This is a genomic window from Janthinobacterium psychrotolerans (genome assembly GCF_001677885.1).
Lineage (GTDB): Bacteria > Pseudomonadota > Gammaproteobacteria > Burkholderiales > Burkholderiaceae_D > Janthinobacterium > Janthinobacterium psychrotolerans.
In genome coordinates this window covers 191575-212237 of sequence record NZ_LOCQ01000056.1, presented here as the reverse complement: position 1 = coordinate 212237, position 20663 = coordinate 191575, and the positions used below count along the sequence as shown (strand labels likewise).

General features: G+C 65.2%; 15 protein-coding genes. 10 read left to right on the top strand and 5 right to left on the bottom strand.

Features of this window, described 5'->3' with window-relative positions; genetic code table 11:
* Positions 1–100 precede the first annotated feature (100 nt).
* Positions 101–1684, bottom strand: coding sequence for a hypothetical protein (locus ASR47_RS15060; RefSeq protein WP_150127817.1), 1584 nt, complete (start codon positions 1682–1684; stop codon positions 101–103).
* A 99-nt stretch (positions 1685–1783) separates the two neighbouring features.
* Between ASR47_RS15060 and ASR47_RS15055 the strand changes: the two genes are divergently transcribed.
* The 4 genes from ASR47_RS15055 to ASR47_RS15040 all read left to right on the top strand — a co-directional run bounded on the left by ASR47_RS15055 (position 1784) and on the right by ASR47_RS15040 (position 6267).
* Positions 1784–2362 carry a (2Fe-2S)-binding protein gene (locus ASR47_RS15055; protein WP_065308591.1) on the top strand — a complete coding sequence of 193 codons (579 nt, stop codon included), beginning with the start codon at positions 1784–1786 and terminating at the stop codon, positions 2360–2362.
* On the top strand, positions 2359–3393 hold the full coding sequence (locus tag ASR47_RS15050) for an FAD binding domain-containing protein (RefSeq protein WP_082988945.1): 1035 nt from the start codon (positions 2359–2361) through the stop codon (positions 3391–3393). Before ASR47_RS15055 ends, ASR47_RS15050 begins: the two co-directional genes overlap by 4 nt.
* Positions 3390–5705: a xanthine dehydrogenase family protein molybdopterin-binding subunit gene (locus tag ASR47_RS15045; RefSeq protein WP_065308590.1), complete on the top strand. Its 2316-nt coding sequence runs from the start codon at positions 3390–3392 to the stop codon at positions 5703–5705. Before ASR47_RS15050 ends, ASR47_RS15045 begins: the two co-directional genes overlap by 4 nt.
* A 67-nt stretch (positions 5706–5772) precedes the next feature.
* Complete coding sequence (locus ASR47_RS15040) at positions 5773–6267, top strand: DUF3617 domain-containing protein (protein ID WP_065308589.1); 495 nt, start codon at positions 5773–5775, stop codon at positions 6265–6267.
* A gap of 17 nt (positions 6268–6284) precedes the next feature.
* On the opposite strand, the gene ASR47_RS15035 is transcribed toward ASR47_RS15040, so the two are convergent.
* The gene (locus ASR47_RS15035) at positions 6285–7250 is read right to left on the bottom strand and encodes an alpha/beta hydrolase (RefSeq protein ID WP_245714358.1); all 966 of its coding nucleotides are present in this window, start codon (positions 7248–7250) and stop codon (positions 6285–6287) included.
* A 101-nt stretch (positions 7251–7351) separates the two neighbouring features.
* Complete coding sequence (locus ASR47_RS15030) at positions 7352–8548, bottom strand: MFS transporter (protein ID WP_065308587.1); 1197 nt, start codon at positions 8546–8548, stop codon at positions 7352–7354.
* Between the two features lie 155 nt (positions 8549–8703).
* On the opposite strand from ASR47_RS15030, the gene ASR47_RS15025 reads away from it, so the two are divergent.
* From ASR47_RS15025 to ASR47_RS15010, 4 genes are all read left to right on the top strand, one after another.
* Positions 8704–9594: a LysR family transcriptional regulator gene (locus ASR47_RS15025; RefSeq protein ID WP_065308586.1), complete on the top strand. Its 891-nt coding sequence runs from the start codon at positions 8704–8706 to the stop codon at positions 9592–9594.
* A gap of 390 nt (positions 9595–9984) precedes the next feature.
* The gene (locus ASR47_RS15020) at positions 9985–10353 is read left to right on the top strand and encodes a hypothetical protein (RefSeq protein WP_150127815.1); all 369 of its coding nucleotides are present in this window, start codon (positions 9985–9987) and stop codon (positions 10351–10353) included.
* 393 nt (positions 10354–10746) lie between these two features.
* Entirely contained in the window at positions 10747–14475 is a 3729-nt protein-coding gene (locus tag ASR47_RS15015) for a PAS domain S-box protein (protein ID WP_065308584.1), read from the top strand.
* A 24-nt stretch (positions 14476–14499) separates the two neighbouring features.
* On the top strand, positions 14500–15495 hold the full coding sequence (locus ASR47_RS15010) for a response regulator (protein ID WP_065308583.1): 996 nt from the start codon (positions 14500–14502) through the stop codon (positions 15493–15495).
* Between the two features lie 180 nt (positions 15496–15675).
* Here ASR47_RS15010 and ASR47_RS15005 read toward each other — a convergent pair whose 3' ends face one another.
* Positions 15676–17553: an esterase/lipase family protein gene (locus tag ASR47_RS15005; RefSeq protein WP_065308582.1), complete on the bottom strand. Its 1878-nt coding sequence runs from the start codon at positions 17551–17553 to the stop codon at positions 15676–15678.
* Positions 17554–17566: 13 nt separating this feature from the next.
* Positions 17567–18343 (bottom strand): DUF481 domain-containing protein, encoded by a 777-nt coding sequence (locus ASR47_RS15000; RefSeq protein ID WP_065308581.1) that lies wholly within the window; start codon positions 18341–18343, stop codon positions 17567–17569.
* A gap of 197 nt (positions 18344–18540) precedes the next feature.
* Here ASR47_RS15000 and ASR47_RS14995 point away from each other — a divergent pair, with 197 nt between their 5' ends.
* A complete protein-coding gene (locus tag ASR47_RS14995; protein ID WP_065308580.1) occupies positions 18541–19236 on the top strand; it encodes a winged helix-turn-helix domain-containing protein in 696 nt (231 codons plus the stop codon).
* Complete coding sequence (locus ASR47_RS14990; RefSeq protein ID WP_065308579.1) at positions 19229–20572, top strand: sensor histidine kinase; 1344 nt, start codon at positions 19229–19231, stop codon at positions 20570–20572. The genes ASR47_RS14995 and ASR47_RS14990 overlap by 8 nt, the downstream gene beginning before the upstream one ends.
* Positions 20573–20663 lie beyond the last annotated feature (91 nt).

Here is a 20663-nt window from a genome sequence, read left to right as displayed (position 1 = left end):
AAGAGCGTTGAAAAGGGCGCACATTCCTTCTCGGTTGCTGATCACAAGCGAGTGCCGGGCAGGACGCCGGGACTGACCCAGGGCGCGTCCCGCCTTTGTCCTATTGGTTCACCGCCCTATCAGGAATAATCCATTGGAAATCGGTGAGGGTGAACGGCGCCAGGCAGCTGCTCTCAGGATTGAGTGCGGCGCGCAGATTCGGGCACGCCGGGTTTTGATAACTGGTGACGCCGGGCGTCATGGCTTGAAAACTGCTCGGCCAGCCCGCGTTCGCGTGGCAGGTATAGCAACTGGTGGCGACCGGGTGCGTGACCAGTTCAATATACGGGTTGGTGGCGACGGGCAGCAGTTCCGGATTGCCTTTTTCCGGGATGCCATAGGCTTCCGTCAGCAAATAATGCTTCCATGGTCCTTTGGCTTGCGGGTTGGCTGGGCGGTTGGCCGCATATGGCATGCTGTCGGGTATATCCGACCACCACACGCTTTGCAGACCCCAGCTGGGAATTTCCTTGGTATTGATATGCATGGCCACCGTGACCAGAAAATCGCCGGCGCCGAAAGGCTGACCGTTCAGCCAATAGCTGGCGGCGTTGATGATGGCCTTGTCGGCCTCGTCGAAGCTGTCCCAGTCGGCCTGGCTGACCTGGTGGTGATAAAAGTCCTGCAGGCCGTATATTCTGGCTGCCTTGGTGATCGTCGGCCATGGCGTGGTGGCGTCGTGCCTGAACACGCCATGCAGGTAGCTCACTTGCGCTATTTTCCCGACCTGCTTGCCGCTGGGATCAATCGCAGCCAGGGTGTGCCACTTTTCGTAGCCGGCATAACCCGGATAGCTTGCGCTGAAGTCGTTGTGCCACACCGGCAATGCGCTCAAGCCCTTGGCCTTGACGGGCCAATACATATGCTTGGTCACGACATAGCTGGCCGGCGCATTCAGGTTATGTACTCTTTTGTCAGGATCATCCTTGCTGTACAGGGCGTCGAGCGTGCTTTTTTGGTACACCGGCTGTTTCGGATCGCGGATGAAGTCCAGCGCCTCCTTGCTCAGCGATTCAGTCGCGATCATAATATCGCCGTTAAAGGCGAAGTGGATGCCGTCGCGGATGCTGAGCTTGGTTTTTCCCCCATCGATGGTGCTGACAATCGCGTTCGGATACGCCTTGATCACTTGGGCCGGAACGATGTACGCGGGGGTGTCCGGCAGGTTGACGGGCGGCAGGGTGCTGGCGCCCAGGCGGCCCATGCGGCGCTTCGGGGCACTGCCCATTTTCGTGTCGCCGACTTCGGCACTTGCTGAAATGGGCTTGCTGGCAAAGGCGTCGCTCGTGTTTGGCCAGGTGTACCAGACCGGCCAGTCAAGGCCGGCCGCCGGCTGCATGATGCCGGCCCATAGCCGCCAGCCGTGCGCTCGCACGACGGCATTGTCGCCTTGCTTGACCGCCGCCTGCAGGGCGCGTGTTTCGGCTGGCTCCAGGTAGCCGTAGCCCTTCGGAAACGGTTGGTAAGAGGGCTCGATGGCGGAAGCGGCGACGGTAAACAGCAGGGCGAGGCTGGTGCAGGCTGGCTTGAGGACTGACATGGGCGTTCCTGGTGAAGTTGGCAACAATAGCGATAGTAGCTCCGAATTAATTGTGGAATCTATGCAATTGTCACGCGACAGGCCTGGCGCTGCTTTCTGGCGCAACGCTCGCTGAATTGACCATATGTGCGAGACCGCATATAACAACCATCGCTACAATCTTAATATTCAGGCATCCCCACGATTCATCTGGAAGGGTTTGCCATGGATACCCGTTTGCCCGCGACACCGATTTCCCCCGCACCAGCCGCCGCAGCACCGCCGGTGCCGCTGTATCCCCTCAAGCTGAACATCAATGGCCAGCAGCGCCAGCTGCACGTGGAAGCGTGGGTCAGCCTGCTTGATCTGCTGCGCGAGCGCCTGGCGCTGACCGGCACCAAGAAGGGCTGCGACCATGGCCAGTGCGGCGCCTGCACGGTGCTGGTCGACGGCAAGCGCATCAATTCCTGCCTGACCCTGGCGCTGATGCAGGAAGGGCGCAGCATCACCACCGTCGAAGGCATGGCCGATGGCGCTGCGCTGCATCCGCTGCAGCAGGCGTTTATCGCCCATGACGCGTTTCAGTGCGGCTACTGCACGCCGGGCCAGCTGTGTTCGGCCATGGGCCTGATTGCCGAAGGCCAGGCCGATACGCGGGCCCAGGTGCGCGAACTGATGAGCGGCAACGTATGCCGCTGCGGCGCCTATCCGCAGATCGTCGCGGCGCTGGCCGACGTGATGCAGCTGCCCGATGAAACACAGGACGGCCCGGCCACGGCGCCGGTCGGCATGGTGCCCGCATGAACCCGCTCTCGTTCGTGGTGCCCTTCGACCAGGCCGCCGCCCTGACGCAGATTCGTGCCGAAGGCGCGCGCTTTATCGCCGGCGGCACCAACCTGGTCGACCTGATGAAGGAGCGTGTGATGCTGCCGCAGCGCCTGGTCGATATCAACCACCTCGACCTGGACGCCATCGAAGAAACCGGCGATGGCGGCTTGTTGCTCGGTGCGCTGGCGCGCAATGCGGCCACCGCCTATCACCCGCTGGTGCAGGAGCGCTACCCTTTGCTCAGTGCGGCCATCCTGGCCGGCGCCTCGCCGCAGATCCGCAATATGGCCAGCAATGGCGGCAACCTGCTGCAGCGCACGCGCTGCCATTATTTCTATGACGCCGGCGTGCCGTGCAACAAGCGCGAGCCGGGCACGGGTTGCCCGGCCATCGGCGGCATTTCGCGCCAGCACGCCATCCTGGGCGCCAGCGATTCCTGCATCGCGACCCACCCGTCCGACATGTGCGTGGCGCTGCGCGCGCTTGACGCCGTGGTGCATGTGGCCTCGGGCAATGGTGAACGGGCGATACCGTTTGGCGAGTTTCACCGCCTGCCCGGTGACCAGCCACAGATCGACACCAACCTGGCGCCGCACGAACTGATCACGCATATCGTGCTGCCGGCCGCGCCGCAGTTCGCGGCGCACGCGGTCTATCTGAAACTGCGCGAGCGCGCTTCGTATGCCTTTGCGCTGGTATCGGTGGCCGCCATGCTCGATATCGGCGAGGACGGCGTCATCCGCGAAGGCCGGGTGGCGCTCGGTGGCGTCGCCCACAAGCCGTGGCGCGTCGAGGAAGCCGAAGCGCTGCTGCGCGGCGTGCCCGATCCGGCCCGCTTCGGCGCCTTTGCCGACCGCCTGCTGCAAGGCGCGCAGGGGCAGGGCGGCAACGATTTTAAAATGGTCATGGCGCGGCGCGCCATCGTGCGCGCGCTGTCGATGGCGGCGGCGGGCACGCATGACAATACAGGCCACGGCAGCACGGTGATGGCAAGGGGAGCGGCATGAGTTCAGCGACAACGGCATTGATACCCGAGCTGCGCACGCCGGTGGCGGACGCCGGTACCGGCTACGTGAAGACCGGCACGGCGGTGCCGCGCGTGGACGGGCGCGACAAGGTCACGGGCGCGGCGCGCTATGCGGCTGAAATTTCGGCCGATGACTTGTTACATGGCGTGGTGGTCAACAGCACCGTCACGCGCGGGCGCATCGTGTCGTTCGACACCAGCGCGGCGATGGCCCAGCCGGGCGTGGTCGACGTGATCACCTATCTGAACCGGCCAAAGATGCGCAGTTACGACCTGTTCTACAAGGACATGACGGCCCCCGCCGGCGCGCCGTTCCGGCCCCTGTATGACGAGCAGATCGTCAGCAATGGCCAGCCGGTGGCGCTGGTGGTGGCCGGGACGTTCGAGGCGGCGCGCCATGCGGCGGCCCTGGTCAAGGTGCGGTATGAAATCACGCCGCATGAAACCGGCTTGCTCAACTACCTGTCACGGCCGCACAAGCCGCAAGGACTGAAGGCCGGCTTTACGCCGCCGCCCGACGAGAAGGGCAATGCCGCCCGGGCCTGGCAGGATGCCGACTGCAAGATCGACGCCCAGTATTTCAGCGGCGTGGAGCATCACAACCCGATGGAGCTGTTTGCCTCGACCGTGATTCGCGCCGCCGACGGCCATCTGACCATCTACGACAAGACGCAAAGCTCGCAGAACAGCCGCTGGTATGTCTCGCGCGTGTTCGGCCTGTCGAAAGCCGAGGTCACGGTGCGCAACCCGTATGTGGGCGGCGCGTTTGGCGCCGGCTTGCGGCCGCAGTACCAGCTGCCGCTGGCCGTGATGGCGGCCATCAAACTGCGGCGCTCGGTGCGTGTGGTGATGACGCGCCAGCAGATGTTTACCTTTGGCCACCGGCCCGAAACCTGGCAGCGCGTCAAGCTGGCGGCCAGCCGCGACGGCGTGCTGCGGTCGATCGCGCACGAGGCGGTGGCCGAAACCTCGCGCTTCGAGGATTACGTGGAAGTGGTGGTGAACTGGTCGGGCCAGCTGTACGCCTGCGAGCATATCCGCCTGGCCTACCAGCTGGTCGACCTGGACCAGTTCACGCCGATGGACATGCGCGCGCCCGGCGCGGCCCACGGCGTGCATGCGCTGGAAGTGGCGATGGACGAACTGTCGTACGAGGTGGGCATGGACCCGCTGGCGTTCCGGCTGAAAAACTATGCGGAAATCAATCCCGTCGACGGCCTGCCGTATTCGACCAAGGAGCTGCGCGCCTGCTATGCGCAAGGCGCCGAGCGTTTCGGCTGGAGCCGCCGGCCGCTGGCGCCGCGCAGCCGCCGCGAGGGCACGGAATGGGTGGGCTGGGGCATGGCCACCGGCATCTGGGATGCGATGCAGATGTTTGCCCGCGCCAGCGCCGTGCTGCACGCCGACGGGCGCCTGGTGGTCAGCAGCGCGGCCACCGATATCGGTACCGGCACCTACACCGTGATGGCCACCATCGCGGCCGAGGAGCTGGGCCTGCCGCTGGAACACGTGGCCTTCCAGCTCGGTGACTCGACCCTGCCGGTGGCGCCCGTCGAAGGCGGCTCCTCGCATGTGGCCACCGTCGGCTCGGCGGTGCAGGGCGCCTGCGAAAAACTGAAAAAAAACCTGTTCAAGCTGGCCCGCCAGCTGCCCGACACGCCGTTTGACAACGCACGCTTTGCCGACGTGGAGTTCGCCGAGGGGCGCATCCGCCTGCGCCGCGAGCACGGCACAGGCATGGCGCTGGTGGAGTTGCTCAAGGCGGCCGAGGTGACGCGGATCGAGGAAAAATATCTGCTGCTGCCGAACATGCTCAAGCAGCGCAAATATACGCGCGCCGTGCATTCGGCGGTATTTTGCGAAGTGCGGGTGGACGAGGAATTCGGCACCGTGCGGGTCACGCGCGTGGTCAGCGCGGTGGCGGCCGGGCGCATCATCAATACCAGAACCGCCGCCAGCCAGGTCAGCGGCGCCGTCGTGTGGGGCATCAGCCAGGCGCTGCACGAAGAAACCCATATGGACCACGCGCTGGGGCGCTTCATGAACCACAACCTGAGCGAATACCATGTGGCCGTCAACGCCGATATCCACGATATCGACGTCCTCTTCGTGCAGGAGGACGACCGCATCGTCAGCCGCCTGGGCGCCAAGGGCGTGGGGGAAATCGGCATCGTCGGCGTGGCCGCCGCCATTTCCAACGCCATCTACCACGCGACGGGCAAGCGGGTGCGCAGCACGCCGATGACGCCGGATAAAGTGATGAGTGCCCCGGTGATGAGCGACGAGGTATGAGCTACGGTGTGGCTGGTGCGTGGTCCTCTGGGCTATATTGGCTTTTTTACTATCGGGGACACGCCACATGAAGCGCACCGCCACACTGCTGTTGATGACATTGATTTCCCTGCCGCTGGCCTTGGCCGCCACTGCGACTGCCACGGCGGCGGAGCCGGCGCAGCGCCTGCAGCGCGCCAGCGGGCTGTGGAAAGTGACGCCCACCACCTCGCCCCATTCATGGGAAATCTGCGTCGACCAGGGCAAGGACCGCCTGATCGACGACGACCTGTGGGCCAATTTCGAGACCGAATGCCAGATCGAATCGCAAAGCCGCGACGGCGACAGCTACCGCGTCCAGGCCCAATGCCCCGACGCGAAGCTGGCGGCCAGCTTCAAGGGCGACCTGGCGCGCGCCTATACGCTCACTGCCGACACCAGTTTCGAGCTCAAGGGCAAGACCGAAGTGCAGCATACCGAGCTCAAGGCCACGTTCGAAGGCGCTTGCCCGGCCGGCCTGGCGCCGGGCGCCAAGAAAATGCGTGGCGGCCTGGTCATGAAAGGCGTGTACCAGAGTCGTTAAATCATCCTGCTCTTCGACTACTTCAAATTGCTGCGAAAGAAGCTGGCCAGCTTGTCGAAGGGGATCAGCTCGACCCGGTCGTACAGATCGACATGGCCGGCGCCCGGGATAGTCACGAGTTCCTTGGGCTGGCCCGCCAGGCGATACGCTTCCTGGCTGAATTCGCGCGAGTGCGCCTGGTCGCCGGTGATGAACAGCATGGGGCGCGGCGAGATGGTCTCGATATCGTTGAACGGGTAGAAATTCATGAACTTGACGTTGCTGCTCAAGGTAGGGTGGGTGGTGGTCAGCGTGGTGGCGCCCCTGGGCGTATATTCGCCGCGCGGGGTACGATAGAAGTCGTAGAATTCGCGCTCGATCGGATGGCTGCTTTCCGTCAGTGCATGCACCGTGCCGCTGGTGTAGGCCACGGCGCCGCCGCCAAACTCCACGTCACGCTGCGCCGCCGCCTTGGTGATGATCTGCTTGCGCTGGGCCAGCGTTTGCGAGTGGTTCAGCGCATTGCGGTTGGCGCCGCCCATGTCGTACATGCTGACGGTGGCGATCGCCTTCATGCGCGGGTCGATCTTGGCCGCGCTGATCACGAAGCTGCCGCTGCCGCAAATGCCCAGCACGCCGATGCGCTGTCGGTCCACCGACGCCTGCGTGCCGAGGAAGTCAACGGCGGCGCTGAAGTCTTCGGCGTAGATATCGGGCGAAACCGCATTGCGCGGCTGGCCTTCGCTTTCGCCCCAGAATGACAGGTCCAGCGACAGGGTCACGAAACCCTGTTCGGCCAGCTTTTGGGCATACAGATTGGCGCTTTGCTCCTTCACCGCGCCCATTGGGTGGCCGACGATAATGGCGGCATGGCGCTCACCGGCCCTGGCGCCCTTGGGCAGGTACAGATTGCCGGCCACCTGCATCTGGTACTGGTTCCTGAAAACGACTTTTTGCGCCGTCACCCCGGTGCTGGCGTAAAAATTGTTGGCTCCTCTGGACATGTCCGCTCCTGTGGCGTTGAACGATGCGGCGATCATCAGTGCAAGTATCAAATGGCATTTTTTCACGTTGGTTCCTGAGTGTGAGTTGAGAAAGGATGGTGTCAGGCCTGCAGCCGCCTGCCATTGCCGACCAGCAGGCAAGCCATGGCCAGCAACGCCGCGCCGCCGAGCAGGGTGGCCGTGATGTAAAAATGGTCGAGCAGCAGGCCGCCCAATGCGGCGCCGGCCATGATGGACAACTGGATCGCCGCGACCATCAGGCCGCCGCCGCTTTCGGGCGCGTCGCGCACGCCGCGCGTCAGCCAGGTCGACCAGGCGACGGGAATGGCCGCATTGAGCGCGCCCCAGGCGGCCAGCGCGATTGCCGTGACCCACAGATGGTGGCCAACGCCCAGCAGCAGCACGGTGACCAGTCCCAGCGCCAGCGGCAGCCAGCGCAGCAGCGGGTACAGGTGGCGGCCCAGCAGCAGGGTGGCGCCATAGGTGCCGGCAAAGCCGGCCACGCCCAGTCCCAGCAGCAGCATCGACATTTGCGGCACGCTCGCTTGCGTGTACGTTTCAAGAAAGGGCCGGAAGTACGTAAAGCTGGTAAATGCTCCGCCAAACGACAGCATGGCGCCGGCCATCGCCAGTGCCACATGGCGGCGCTTCAACAGGCCCAGCACGCTGGTCGTTGCTTTGCTTGCATCGGGCGGCAAGGGGGGCAAGGACGGCAGGCTGGCTGCTTGCCACAGCAGGTTGATCAGCACCAGCGGCACCAGGGTCCAGAAGGTGGCGCGCCAGCCGATAATGGCGCCGAAGTAGCTGCCCATAGGCGCTGCCAGCGCCGCCGCCACGGCGTTACCCGTATACATCAAGCCGAGTGCCTTGGGCAGCAGCTCGCCCGGCACCAGCCGCATCACGGTGGCGGTGGACAGCGCCCAGAAGCCGCCGATGGTCACGCCGAGCAGGGCGCGCGCCAGCATCAGCACGGTAAAGTCGGGCGCCATGGCGATCAGCACCAGCGAGGCCAGCATGGTCCAGGTCAGCGCGATCAGCACATGGCGGCGGTCGTGGCGGCGCGCGACGGCCGGTATCAGCAGGCTGGTGGCGACGGCGAACAGACCCGAGACGGCGATCGCCTGGCCGGCCATGCCTTGCGTGGCGCCGAGGTCACGGGCAATCGGCGTGAGCAGGCTGACTGGCATGAATTCGGCCGCGATCAGCAGCGCCACGCACATGGTCATGGCGCCGACGGCGCTCCAGGCGGGCTGGCCGGCCGCGCTGGCGTGGTCTGTCAGAGGAGAAGACAGTTGCATGGGAATCGAGGTGCTTGAGAAGGAAGCACCGATGGTAGCCGCGTTTGCGCGGCTGAAAACAGGCCGCCATTGCTAGGGTTTATGCGCGTACGTCATCAATCGATTGCCAATGGCCGGCTGTTAGAATGAACGATTACCGGTTTCTTCGAGTTCCCATGGCGCGCGACAATATCAACGATATCCAGGTCTTCCTTGCCGTCGCGCGCGAGCGCAGTTTTACGCGCGCGGCCGCCACCCTGGGCATGTCGCAGTCGGCATTGAGCCATATCGTGCGCGCGCTCGAAGCGCGCATGGGGGTGCAGCTGCTGGCGCGCACCACGCGCAGCGTGGCGCCGACGGCCGCCGGCCAGCGCCTGATCGACACGGTGGCGCCGCGCTTTGAAGAGATCGAAGCGGAGATCGCCGCCATCAGCGACCTTGGTGGCAGCCCGGCCGGCATCATCCGCATCACGGCCATCGACCATATCATCGACAGCGTGCTGTGGCCGCGCCTGGCCCATCTGCTGCCGCAATACCCGGACCTGCGCATCGAGATCAATTCCGACTACCGCATGCACGATATCGTGGCCGAACGCTTTGACATCGGCGTGCGCTATGGCGACCAGGTGCAGCAGGACATGATCGCCGTCAGGCTCACGCCCGACGTGCGGATGGCCATCGTCGCCGCGCCCGATTACTGGCGCGGCCGGCGCCCACCGGAGACGATAGCCGAACTGCAACGACACAACTGCATCACCCTGCGACTGGCCGGCGGCGGCTTGTATGCTTGGGAATTGTGCGAGGGCGGCCAGCCGCTGGACGTGCGCGTGACTGGTCAGGCGACCTTCAACAGCGCTTGCCAGATGCTCAACGCCGCGCTGTACGGGGTCGGCCTGGCTTTCCTGTCGCAGGAGATGGTCGCGCCCTACCTGAAGGACGGCCGCCTGGTCAGCGTGATGGACGACTACTGCCCGGCGTTTCCCGCGCTGCACGCCTATTACCTGTCGCGCCGCCATACCTCGCGCGCGTTTTCGCTGGTGATCGAAGCCTTGCGCTACCAGGGGTGAACAGGGCCTGGGAACCGTCACTGCCGCTCCGGGCGCGACGTGGGTGTGATCAATCTGTGATCAATCTTGCTGATCGCAAGGCACTTGCCGTCGACTTTGAGCAGATTGAAAAAGTCGGTAGCGCACAAGCGCGAGAAAGCGTTGGTGTCGATGCGCGCGCTGGCGCCGGTGCCTGCCTTGCGCCAGCCGCGTGCCTGACTCGCCACCGTGGCGCAGCAGCGACTGATCGACCACGACCGGCGGGACAAGATGATCCGCCGCGAGCGAGGCTTTGATACCTCGCAGCGTGCTGCTGTTTCCGCACTACAGGATGCAGGGGCCGCCAGCGGAGCGCGCCGCCGGCGGCGCCTCTGCTACACTGCCGGGCTTGACCATTCTGCCATGATTGCCATGTCCACCACACCCACCATGACACCGCTGAAACGCGCTTTCGAACAATCGCGTGCCGAGAACAATATCGAACTGATACTGCCGGCGCTGCTGAAGGCGCAGTTCCATGTGGTGATCGGCGGACAAAGCGAACAGATCGACCTGTTCCTGGTGCCATCGCCCAATCCCGAGCGCCGCTGCGTGACGGTGGCCGAAGAACTGGCTTTCCTGGCCGGCATCGATTATCCGAAGATTCCCGTCACCGGCCGCCAGCTGGTCGCCTCGATTCCGGCCGACATTGAGATCGTCATCCTGCATGGCGACGGCGCCAACTACCTGACGCGCGAGCAGCTGGCGTGGTTTCGCGGCATGCCGGAAATGCAAGCCTGAGCAACACCTGGCTGGCGCTGGCCGCAGCGTGTCGCTAAATCGCCGCAAAAAATTGCTTGCTTTGCAATGGACTTGCTGAAGTCCTATGAATATTTTCCAAAAGCAACTATAATCCCCGCTCGTCAGAACACACATCGTCACCCTGGCCGCCGCAGTTTTTGATACGCCGCGCCAGATGTTGCACGCATGCCGCTTTTTCCGTTCCGGGGAGGCATCTGGACGACTTCTGAAGTGATCTTCTTCCCGCCCCGACAATGCGGGCGCGGCGACCGTGCCATGATGCGGTCGATATTCCCTGTTTCAGCCTGCCGCGTTGCCGCGCTTGTTGCGGCGCTAGTGCCTGCTGGCGGCTTCGCGCCGCCGCTTAATCTTGTCCTCACGGATCTACACAGCATGCTCAGTTCAATGTTCGCGGCCGGCCCGGCCTCCCTTCCTTACCAGTACGGCACCCACGATGGCTGGCTGGTACTGATTTCGGTTGCGATCGCCATCTTCGCCTCGTTCATGGCCCTGCAGGTGGCCGGCATGGCGCGCGACAGCGACATGTGGCTGCAGCGCCAGACGGCGATCGTCACAGGCGCCGTGGCGCTGGGCGGCGGCATCTGGTCCATGCATTTCATCGGCATGCTGGCGTTCGACCTGTGTACCCACGTCACGTTCGAGCCCCGCCTGACCCTGCTGTCGATGCTGCCCGGCATGGGCGCTTCCTGGGTCGCGCTGCACCTGCTGGCGCGCCCGCACATCAGCGTGCCGCAGTTGCTGGTCGGCGGCCTGCTGGTTGGCGCCGGCATCGGCTCGATGCATTACAGCGGCATGGCCGCCATGCAAAGCGCGCTGGACCTGCATTACGAACCGTGGCTGTTCTGCCTGTCGCTGGTGGTGGCCATCGTCATGGCCATGCTGGCCTTGTGGATACGCTTCGGCCTGGCCGCCTCGCGCCTGCGGCTGCGGCCGATGACGGCGCTGCTGGCCAGCAGCGTGGTGATGGGCCTGGCGATTTCGGGCATGCATTACACGGGCATGCTGGCGGCGCGTTTTTCGGGCCTGCCTGCCACCGGCAGCAACACCATCACGGTGCAGGCCTCGTTCATCGCGCTGGCCGTGGCGTTGATTACCGTCACGCTGACCGTGTTCGTGGCGGCCGCCAATGGCCTGCTGCGCTACCGCCAGTTGCTGCGCCACGCCAATGCGGGCGAGTCGCGCCTGCGCGCCATCGTCGACACGGCCGCCGATGGCCTGATCACCATCGACGGCCAGGGCAAGGTGCGCTCCTTCAATCCGGCCGCCGAGGCCCTGTTCGGCTGGTGCGAAGCCGATATCCTCGGGCGCGACGCCTATATCCTGCTGCAGGACGATGACGCGGCGCGCTACCAGGGCTACTTGCGCGAATTCCTGGCCACCGGCGTGTCAGGCATCCCCGAGAGCGGGCGCGAACTCGAAGGCCGCCACCGGGACGGCACCATGCTGCCGATCCGCGTGGCCATCGGCAAGATCGACACGCCCGGCCAGCCGCTGTTCGTGGCCTTTGTCACCGACATGCGTTCGTCGCGCAACATGGAGCAGGCGCTGAAAGACAGCGAGCGCCAGTACCGCACCCTGATCCGCAATATTCCCGGCGTGTCCTTCCACACCAGCTTCGCACCCGACTGGAAAATGATTTTCATCAGTGACGCCGTGTTCAACCTGACCGGCTGGATGCCGCAGGACTTCATCGACGGGCGCATCAATATCATCGAACTGGTGCACCCGGACGATCGCCAGCGCGTCAACGACACCTGCGTGCAGGCGGCCAGCCAGAAGCGCGACTTTGAAAACGTCTACCGCATGATCCACCGCGACGGGCGCGAATGCTGGGTGCGCGAAAGCAGTGGCCCGGTGCTCGACAGCGACGGCGTGGTACGCTGGATCGACGGCGTGATCCTCGACATCACCGAGAGCGAATTGCGCAATGCCGAATACGAAGGCAAGGTGACGGCCATTTCGCGCGCCATGGCGGTGATCGAATTCGACCTGCAGGGCAGGGTGCTGGCGGCCAACCAGAACTTCCTCGACCTGGTCGGCTACCAGCTGGACGAAGTGCTGGGCCAGCATCACAGCATGTTCTGCGAGCCCGATTACGTGCAGTCCGCCGCCTATCCGCTGTTCTGGCAGCGCCTGGGCAATGGCGAATTCGACGCCGCCGACTACGACCGCATCGGCAAGCATGGCAAGCGCATCAGCATCCAGGCCTCGTACAACCCGATCTTCAATGCCGACGGCACGCCGTTCAAGGTGGTCAAGCTGGCCACCGACATCAGCGAGCAGCGCGCGCTGCAGGAAAACCTGCGCGCGGCCAAGGACCGCGCCGAGCTGGCGGCCGAGTCTAAAACCTCGTTTCTGGCCAACATGAGCCACGAAATCCGCACGCCGATGAACGCCATTATCGGCTTTACGGAAGTGCTGCTGGGCACGGCCCTGGACAGCCTGCAGCGGCGCCACCTGACGACCGTGCGCCAGTCGGCCCGCTCGCTGCTGGAACTGCTCAACGACATACTCGACACGGCCAAGCTGGAAAAGGGCGCGACCGAACTGGAGCTGGTGGACTTTTCGCTGCCCGACCTGGTCGACCACGTGGCCGCCTCGCTGCGCATTTCAGCGCACAACAAGGAGATCGAACTGCTGGTCGACTACGATCCGCGCGCCGGCCAGTTCTTCCTGGGCGACGCGCGCCGCATCCAGCAGATACTGACCAACCTGATCGGCAACGCCGTCAAATTCACCGAAGCGGGCCAGGTGCGCATCGCCGTCGACATGCAGGGCAGCGACGTGCATGTCGCCGTGCACGATACCGGCATCGGCATTCCGGCCGACCGCCTCGACAAGATCTTTGCACCATTTACCCAGGCCGACTCTTCGATGAGCCGCCGCTTTGGCGGCACGGGCCTGGGCACCACCATCTCGCTGCAGCTGGTCGAGCTGATGGGTGGCAGCATCACCGTGGACAGCACCCTCGGCGTGGGCAGCGCGTTCCATGTGCGGCTGCCGCTGGCGCCGGGCAAGGTGGTACTGCGCCGCAGCGAACAGCCGGTGCTGGCCTTGCCGCCGCTGCGCATCCTGGCGGCCGACGACGTGCCGCAAAATATCGAGCTGCTGATGATCAGCCTGGGCGCGGCCGGCCACCAGGTGATTACCGCCAGCGATGGCGAAAGCGCCGTGCGCGAGTTCCGCAACGGCAGTTACGACATCGTGCTGATGGACGTGCAGATGCCGCGCATGGATGGCCTGGAAGCGACGCGATTGATACGCATGCACGAGCGCGAACAGGGCTTGACACCGACACCGATCATCGCGCTGACGGCCAGCGTGCTGGAACAGGATCGCCGCGCCGCGGAAGCCGCCGGCATGAACGGCTTTGCCTCGAAACCGCTGGAAATGCACAAACTGACGGCGGAAGTGGCGCGCCTGCTCGATATCGCCGTCGCCCCCGAACTGGCGCCACCGCATGGGGCGCCCGGTTTTGCCGGCTGCCAGGTCGACTGGCAGCGCGGCACGGCCCTGTGGGGCGGGCGCGAGACGCTGGCGCGGGCGATAACCCGCTTCGCCAGCACCAACGCCGACAGCACGGCCCTGCTGGCGCGCGAGATCGGCCGCGGCGGCGCCAGCGTGGCCGGCCACCTGCTGCATCGCCTCAAAGGCGCGGCCGCGAACTTGTGCCTGGTGCAGATCGAGGGTATCCTCGGGCGCATCGAGCAGGCAATACAGCACCAGCGGCCGGTGGCCGAACTGCTGCAGCAACTGGCGGCGGCGTTTGCGGCGCTGTCGGCCGAAGTGATCGAGGGCGCCGAACCGGGCGTGGTCATTGTGGCTGCTGCGCCGGCGCCAGCGGCCGCGCCGCTCGACCATGCCGCCGCCGGCGCCCTGCTGCGCCACGCGATTGCCAGCCTGGAAGGCGGCCAGCTCGACGACAGCCTGATGGCGCAAGTGACGACCCTGCTGGCGCCGCACGCCCGGCAGCGCCAGTTGCAAACCCTGGCCGGCGCCATCGACGATTTTGAATTTGCGCGCGCCGCCGACGTGCTCAGGCAACTGCTTGAGTGGCTGCAGGCGCAGGCGGCCGAAGCAGACGGCGCCGTGCCATCCTGAACCGATTTTCAGCAACGAGCAACCATGACATTACCCGAACAGAAACCCATCGTGCTGCTGGTCGACGACGAAGCGACCAACCTGCAGGTGCTGCGCCAGATCCTGCAGGACGACTATCGCCTGCTGTACGCCAAGGACGGCGAAAAGGCGCTCGAACTGGCGCAGGCCAATCCGGTCGAGCTGATCCTGCTTGACATCATGATGCCCGCCATGACCGGCTACGAAGTGTGCCGCAAGCTCAAGGCCATGCCGCACACGGCGGCCATTCCCGTGATCTTCGTCACGGCCCTGTCCGACGTGAAGGATGAAACGGAAGGCTTCGAGGCCGGCGCCGTCGACTACATCACCAAGCCGGTCAGCCCGCCCATCGTGCGTGCGCGCGTGCGCACCCATCTGTCGCTGGTCGACGCGGCCGAACTGCGCCGTTCGCGCCTGCAGGTAATCCAGCGCCTGGGCCAGGCGGCCGAGTACAAGGACAACGAAACCGGCATGCACGTCATCCGCATGAGCTATTACGCGCGCCAGCTGGCGCTGGCGGCCGGCTTCAGCGAGGCCCACGCCGAGGACCTGCTCAACGCCGCGCCCATGCACGACGTCGGCAAGATCGGCATCCCCGACGCCATCCTGCAAAAGCCGGGCAAGCTCGATGCCGGAGAATGGCAGGTCATGCGCAGCCACGCCGAAATCGGCGCGGCCATTATCGGCGAACATGCGGCAGGGTTGCTCAAGATGGCGCGCACCATCGCCCTGACGCACCATGAAAAATGGGACGGCAGCGGCTATCCCAACGGCCTGAAGGGCGAGGAAATCGCCGTCGAGGGCCGCATCGTGGCGATTGCCGACGTGTTCGACGCCCTGACCAGCGAGCGCCCCTACAAGCGCGCCTGGACGGTGGCAGAAGCGATAGCCACCATGTCGGGCGACAGCGGCAAGCACTTCGATCCCGCACTGCTGGAATTGTTTGTCGCGCATCTGCCGGCGATGCTGGAGATCAAGGCGCAGTGGAAGGAGCCGGGTTGACGGTCAGGGCGGATCCGCCCTCAGGCGGTCCGCCAGCAGGCGCGCATGGGCTGGGCTGTCGCTGAACTTCAGCCATGAATGTGTCATGGTCTTGCTTGATATGATAAATGAAGCCGTGAATCGCATCGCCTTGCTGCACAATGATCTGATCGAGCTGCCGATGGGCTAGCCTCAGTGTTTTCAATCCGCCAGCCGCAAGATCCGCCGTATCTCCAGGATCGCCTGCGGATTTTCCTGCACGCTATGCCAGGATGGAAATACCTTTTCCGATTGGGCGCCCGCCAGGTGGGCGCTGGCGTAGGGCACCACGCCGTCGTTCGATTGCGCCAGCGGCAGCTCGGGCGTGTCGTTGCCCATGATGGAGTAGTAGCGCACTGCCGGGCTGATCGGCAGGTCGGCCACCAGTTGCACGAACGGGTCCTTGTCACTGAGATTGTCGATGCTGTTGGGGATGCGCAGCGGCGCGCTGTCGCCCGCAGCATCACTGGTGTTGAGCTGCGCCAGGCTGCCGGCGGCGTCGGACAGCTGATCGAGCATGGTGATCGGCAAGGTCACCAGGTTGCCGATCCAGCGCGCCACCTTGTAGTTGGCAAACGAGGTGCCGCGGTGCGGAGCGGCGATGAAAATGGCGCGGTTCACCTGCGGCATGGCCGAGAAATTCAGGTAGGGCGCCAGGCCCGCGCGCACTTTTTCCGCCTTCCGGCCCTTGAGCTGATATTGCTCGGTGATGGCGTCGAGCAGGGTGTCCCTGGCGTCGGAGACCATCAGCCGCGCCAGCACGCCGCCCATGCTGTGGCCGATCAGCACCATCTGGTTCGAGGCCGGCGCGCGGCCGGCGGGATCGAAATGGGCCAGCGTGGCGGCCAGGGCCTGGCGGATGGCCGCATTGTTCGCCGCCAGCGGCGCATTGCTTGGATAATAGACCTGCCAGATCTGGTAGCGCCGGCGCAGCTGCTCGTCGCCCATCAGTTCGTTGGCCACATTGATCCACGCCTCGGGACTGCTGGCCAGGCCGTGCAGCATGACGATGGTGCGCTTGGACGGATCGTAAGGCTGCATCAGGTGGACCTGCGGGCGCGACAGGCCGTCGGCGCTGCCGAACAGGGTACGCAGCGCCTGCAGGCCGAAACCCGAACGCGCCAGCCACAGGCCATAGCCGGCCGTGAAATTGGCCGCCACCGGCAGCTCCTGGCCGGCCATGCCGATGCTGGTACTGCGGGTCGGGTCGGCCAGCACCAGCATCAGGTTTTGCGTGGCCAGCACCTCATCGAGGCTATTGCCTTCGAAGCGGATCAGCGCCGTGACGACGGGAAAGCGGGTTTCCCGGTAGGGCGCCGCAGTGTCTTTTGCTGCTGCCGGCTTGGGCATGACGGCCACCAGCTCGGCGCCAAAGCCGTCGCGCCGGTACACATTGCGCACGCCTGAAAACGCCAGCGAGGTGGCCGGCAGCAGTTCTTCGGGCAGGGTGCCGTCCTGCGGCAGGCGCAGCGCGGAAAGTTCGCTGTCGATGCGCCAGCCGGACACCAGCACCGCATTGCCGTCCGGCCGGTACTCGCGATGATGGCGAAACAGGTTGACGACGGCTTTTTGCACCGCGTAGTTGTAGTAGTCGCGAATTTGCGTCTGCCGCTCTTCGAACGCGCGCTGGCCTGGCGTGCGCGCGGTGTAGAACAGGTAGGCATAGGCGTAGCGGGCCGATTCCAGCCAGGCCGCCAGCAGGCTGGCGCTGTCGTGGCCGGCCTGTTTTTCCTCCTGCAAGGCAGTCCCCAGCCACAGTTCGGACAGGGTCGCCAGGCGCTGCTCGTCGCTCAGCAGGGTGGAACGGGCCAGGTCGGCGCGGCAAGTGCCGGCGTTGCTGGTGCAAGCGTCGATGTCGCTGCCGATAATGCGCAGCACCTCGCTGGCCGCCGCACTCAGCTTGCCGGTGGTCAGTACGTCGCCGCGCCGCTGCTGCAGATAGTCGGCGGGCGAAATATCGGAGACGGTGACGGCGGCGCAGCCACCGAGCAGCACGGTGGCGCACAGCAGCAGGGCGCCAGGGAGGTGGCGGGCAGGCATGGAAGGCCGCACGTCAGAATGAATAGACGAGGGTCAGCGAGGTTTGCGTATCGGTGTTCTTCTTGTCGTCGGGCACGCGCGTGTCGTTGCGGGCGCTGAAGGCGGCCTTCATCTGCATGGTGCCGTTGATCTTGGCGCTGAGCGCCGATTCGGCGATCGAGTGGGTATTCGAGGTGCCGCGTTCAACGCTGACCGTCTGCGTGAACATGGCCGACTGGCTCACCTTCCATTTCATGGCCGCCGCGCCGCGGATGGTCAGGCCATGCTCGGACACGCCTTCGTCGTTGGTGCCGCTGAAGTAGCCCGGACCGACTTCCACGTCGACGCTCTTGTCGTCGGACTGGTACCAGCGCGAACCGTGACCGACGGCCAGGGTGCTGTATTTGGTATAGGCGCCGAAACGGTCGTTGACGTGCGAGGCCAGCACGAACAGTTTTTCATTGTCGGACATCAGCTTGTAGGCGGCCTTGCCGGAGGCGGAAAAGCGTTCGGCCGAGCGCTCGCGGTAGCGGTGGCCCTCGTCATCGGTATTCTTGTCTTCCTTGAAGTAGCCGCTGAAGATGTACTGGTTGCTCCAGTCGTCGAGCTCCTGGCGCGCGTCGATCTTGCCGGTGACCGAGGTGCCGGCCGTATTGCCCGAGGTGGTGATGGCGCCCAGTTCGGCCGAGGTACTCCAGCTGCCGATGGGGATTTCGTCGAACAGCAGGCTTTGCTTGGTGTCTTTGGCGATGGCGCCGGCATGCGCGGTGGCCAGGGCCAGCGCCAGTACGAGGGTAGAAATGGATTTCATGGCTGTGTGCTTGTGTGTGGCGGGCGCACCTGCGCGGGCGCGGCCCATCAAGGTCGAGCGCATATTGTACCTGAGCCCGCAATCTCCCGCCCTGCGCACGCGCCGCCGCATCCTGCCCGTTTTCAGGTCCGGGACTGGCAAGCCGCGTCCGCCTGGCGTATGCTGCGCATATTTCCACTGATTCATAAGGATTCACCGTGCGCTGCCTGGTCATCGAAGACGAAGCCGATACTTCCCGCTATATTTGCGCCGGCCTGCGCGACGCCGGCCATGAGGTTGTCGCCTGTGACAACGGCATCGACGGCATGCGCCTGGCCTGCGGCGAGGAATGGGACGCGCTGGTGCTCGACCGCCTGCTGCCGGGCGAGATCGACGGCTTGGCCATCGTCGCGCGGCTGCGCGGCATGGGCCGCAATACGCCGGTGCTGGTGCTGTCGGCCCTGTCCAGCGTTGACGAGCGCGTGCGCGGCCTGCGCAGCGGCGGCGACGATTACCTGTCCAAGCCGTTCGCCATCGACGAGCTGCTGGCCCGCATCGAAGCGCTGCTGCGCCGCGCCGCGCCGGTGCCCGACGCCACCCAGCTGCAGGTGGCCGACCTGGTGCTCGACATGCGCACCATGCGCGTGACGCGCGCCAACCGCCAGATCGCGCTGCAGCCGCGCGAGTTTCGCCTGCTCGAATACCTGATGCGCCACCAGGGCCAGTCGGTCACGCGCGCCATGCTGCTCGAAGCGGTGTGGGATTACCATTTCGACCCGCAGACCAATGTGATCGACGTGCAGGTCAGCCGCCTGCGCACCAAGATCGACAAGGAATTCTCGCCGGCGCTGATCCACACGGTGCGCGGCGTCGGCTATACCCTGGGCGTGCTGGAAAGCGGCCCGCATGCCTAAGTCGATCGCGGCCCGCCTGGCGCTGGGCTACGGCCTGCTGCTGGCCATTTCCATCGCCATCGTCTGCGGCGTATTCTATTTCGGCACCATCGGCGTGCTCGATCGCAGCGTGGACCGCAAGCTGACGGTGCTGTCCGAGCGCCTGGCGCTCTTGTACCGGCCCGAGGACAGCACGAGAACCTCGGCCGAGATCGCGCACTTGCTGACCGACCGCACCGACAGCGATACCGAGATTTTCCTGCTGGTCAGTGCCGAAGGACGGCGCATCTCCGGCAACCTGTCGAGCTGGCCGGTGGCCGAGAGCCCGGCCGGCAAGCTGCTGCACGTGCATGTGACGCGCGAAGGGCGCGTGGTGCCGGCGCGGCTGCTGATCCGCGACCTGATCGACGGCTCGCGCCTGTACGTCGGGCGCGCCATGCTGGAAAGCGATTCGATCCGCACCCTGGTGCTGCGCTCGATCGCCTATGGCGGCGGGGTGGCGATTGTGCTGATGGTGGCTGGCGCCTGGCTGTTCCGGCGCCAGCTGGAGGCGCGCATCGGACAGATACGCCGCACCGCCGCCGAGATCGAGGCGGGCGACCTGTCGCAGCGCATTCCGGTGGCCAGCGACGACGAATTCGGCAAACTCAGCCGCGACATCAACCGCATGCTGGACCGCATCGAACACCTGATGGAAGGCGTGCGCCACGTCTCGAACGCGATTGCCCACGACCTGCGCACGCCGCTGGCGCGGGTGCGCAACAAGCTCGATGGTGCGCTGCGCCAGCCGCAGACGGTGCAAGCCTGGCAGGGCGCGGCGCAGTCGGCGATCGCCGACATCGATGACCTGACGCGCGTGTTCGACAAGCTGCTGCAGATCGCGGCGGCCGAATCGGGCATGCGCCCCGAATACTTCAGCGATATCGACCTGCAGCAGATCGGCGCCGATATCGTGGAAATGTACGAGGCGACGGCCGACGAGCAGGGTGTGCTGCTGGTGCAGCTGTATGGCCCCGAGCTGCCGGCGCGCGGCGACCGCAACCTGCTGGGCAGCGCGCTGGCCAGCCTGGTCGACAACGCCATCAAGTACGCGGGGCAGGGCAGCACGGTGGAAGTGTCGTGCGGGCAGGACGCGGCCGGTGCCTGGCTGGCCGTGCGCGACAACGGCCCGGGTGTGCCGGCCAGCGAGTTGCCCAAGCTGACGCAGCGCTTTTACCGCCTCGACAAAAGCCGCCACCTGCCAGGCAATGGCCTGGGCCTGTCTATCGTCGCGGCGATCGCGGCGCTGCACGGCGGCAGCCTGGAGGTCGAGGATGCGGCGCCGGGCCTGTGCGTGCGGCTGCGCCTGAATCGCTAGCATGGCCGGGCGCATGGTTCACATTGCCAACTTGTAACCCCCCTGGTTTTTCGCCTCGCCTATCATGTGCCTACCCGTCGCGGAGCGGCTG

Bases quoted from the DNA above. Each gene is read 5' to 3' on its own strand.
- ASR47_RS15040 (WP_065308589.1), top strand. From the start codon at position 5,773: ATGAAGCGCACCGCCACACTGCTGTTGATGACATTGATTTCCCTGCCG.
- ASR47_RS15010 (WP_065308583.1), top strand. From the start codon at position 14,500: ATGACATTACCCGAACAGAAACCCATCGTGCTGCTGGTCGACGACGAA.
- ASR47_RS14990 (WP_065308579.1), top strand. From the start codon at position 19,229: ATGCCTAAGTCGATCGCGGCCCGCCTGGCGCTGGGCTACGGCCTGCTG.
- ASR47_RS15015 (WP_065308584.1), top strand. From the start codon at position 10,747: ATGCTCAGTTCAATGTTCGCGGCCGGCCCGGCCTCCCTTCCTTACCAG.
- ASR47_RS15005 (WP_065308582.1), bottom strand. From the start codon at position 17,553: ATGCCTGCCCGCCACCTCCCTGGCGCCCTGCTGCTGTGCGCCACCGTG.
- ASR47_RS15035 (WP_245714358.1), bottom strand. From the start codon at position 7,250: ATGTCCAGAGGAGCCAACAATTTTTACGCCAGCACCGGGGTGACGGCG.
- ASR47_RS15020 (WP_150127815.1), top strand. From the start codon at position 9,985: ATGTCCACCACACCCACCATGACACCGCTGAAACGCGCTTTCGAACAA.
- ASR47_RS15050 (WP_082988945.1), top strand. From the start codon at position 2,359: ATGAACCCGCTCTCGTTCGTGGTGCCCTTCGACCAGGCCGCCGCCCTG.
- ASR47_RS15000 (WP_065308581.1), bottom strand. From the start codon at position 18,343: ATGAAATCCATTTCTACCCTCGTACTGGCGCTGGCCCTGGCCACCGCG.
- ASR47_RS15055 (WP_065308591.1), top strand. From the start codon at position 1,784: ATGGATACCCGTTTGCCCGCGACACCGATTTCCCCCGCACCAGCCGCC.
- ASR47_RS15030 (WP_065308587.1), bottom strand. From the start codon at position 8,548: ATGCAACTGTCTTCTCCTCTGACAGACCACGCCAGCGCGGCCGGCCAG.
- ASR47_RS15025 (WP_065308586.1), top strand. From the start codon at position 8,704: ATGGCGCGCGACAATATCAACGATATCCAGGTCTTCCTTGCCGTCGCG.
- ASR47_RS15045 (WP_065308590.1), top strand. From the start codon at position 3,390: ATGAGTTCAGCGACAACGGCATTGATACCCGAGCTGCGCACGCCGGTG.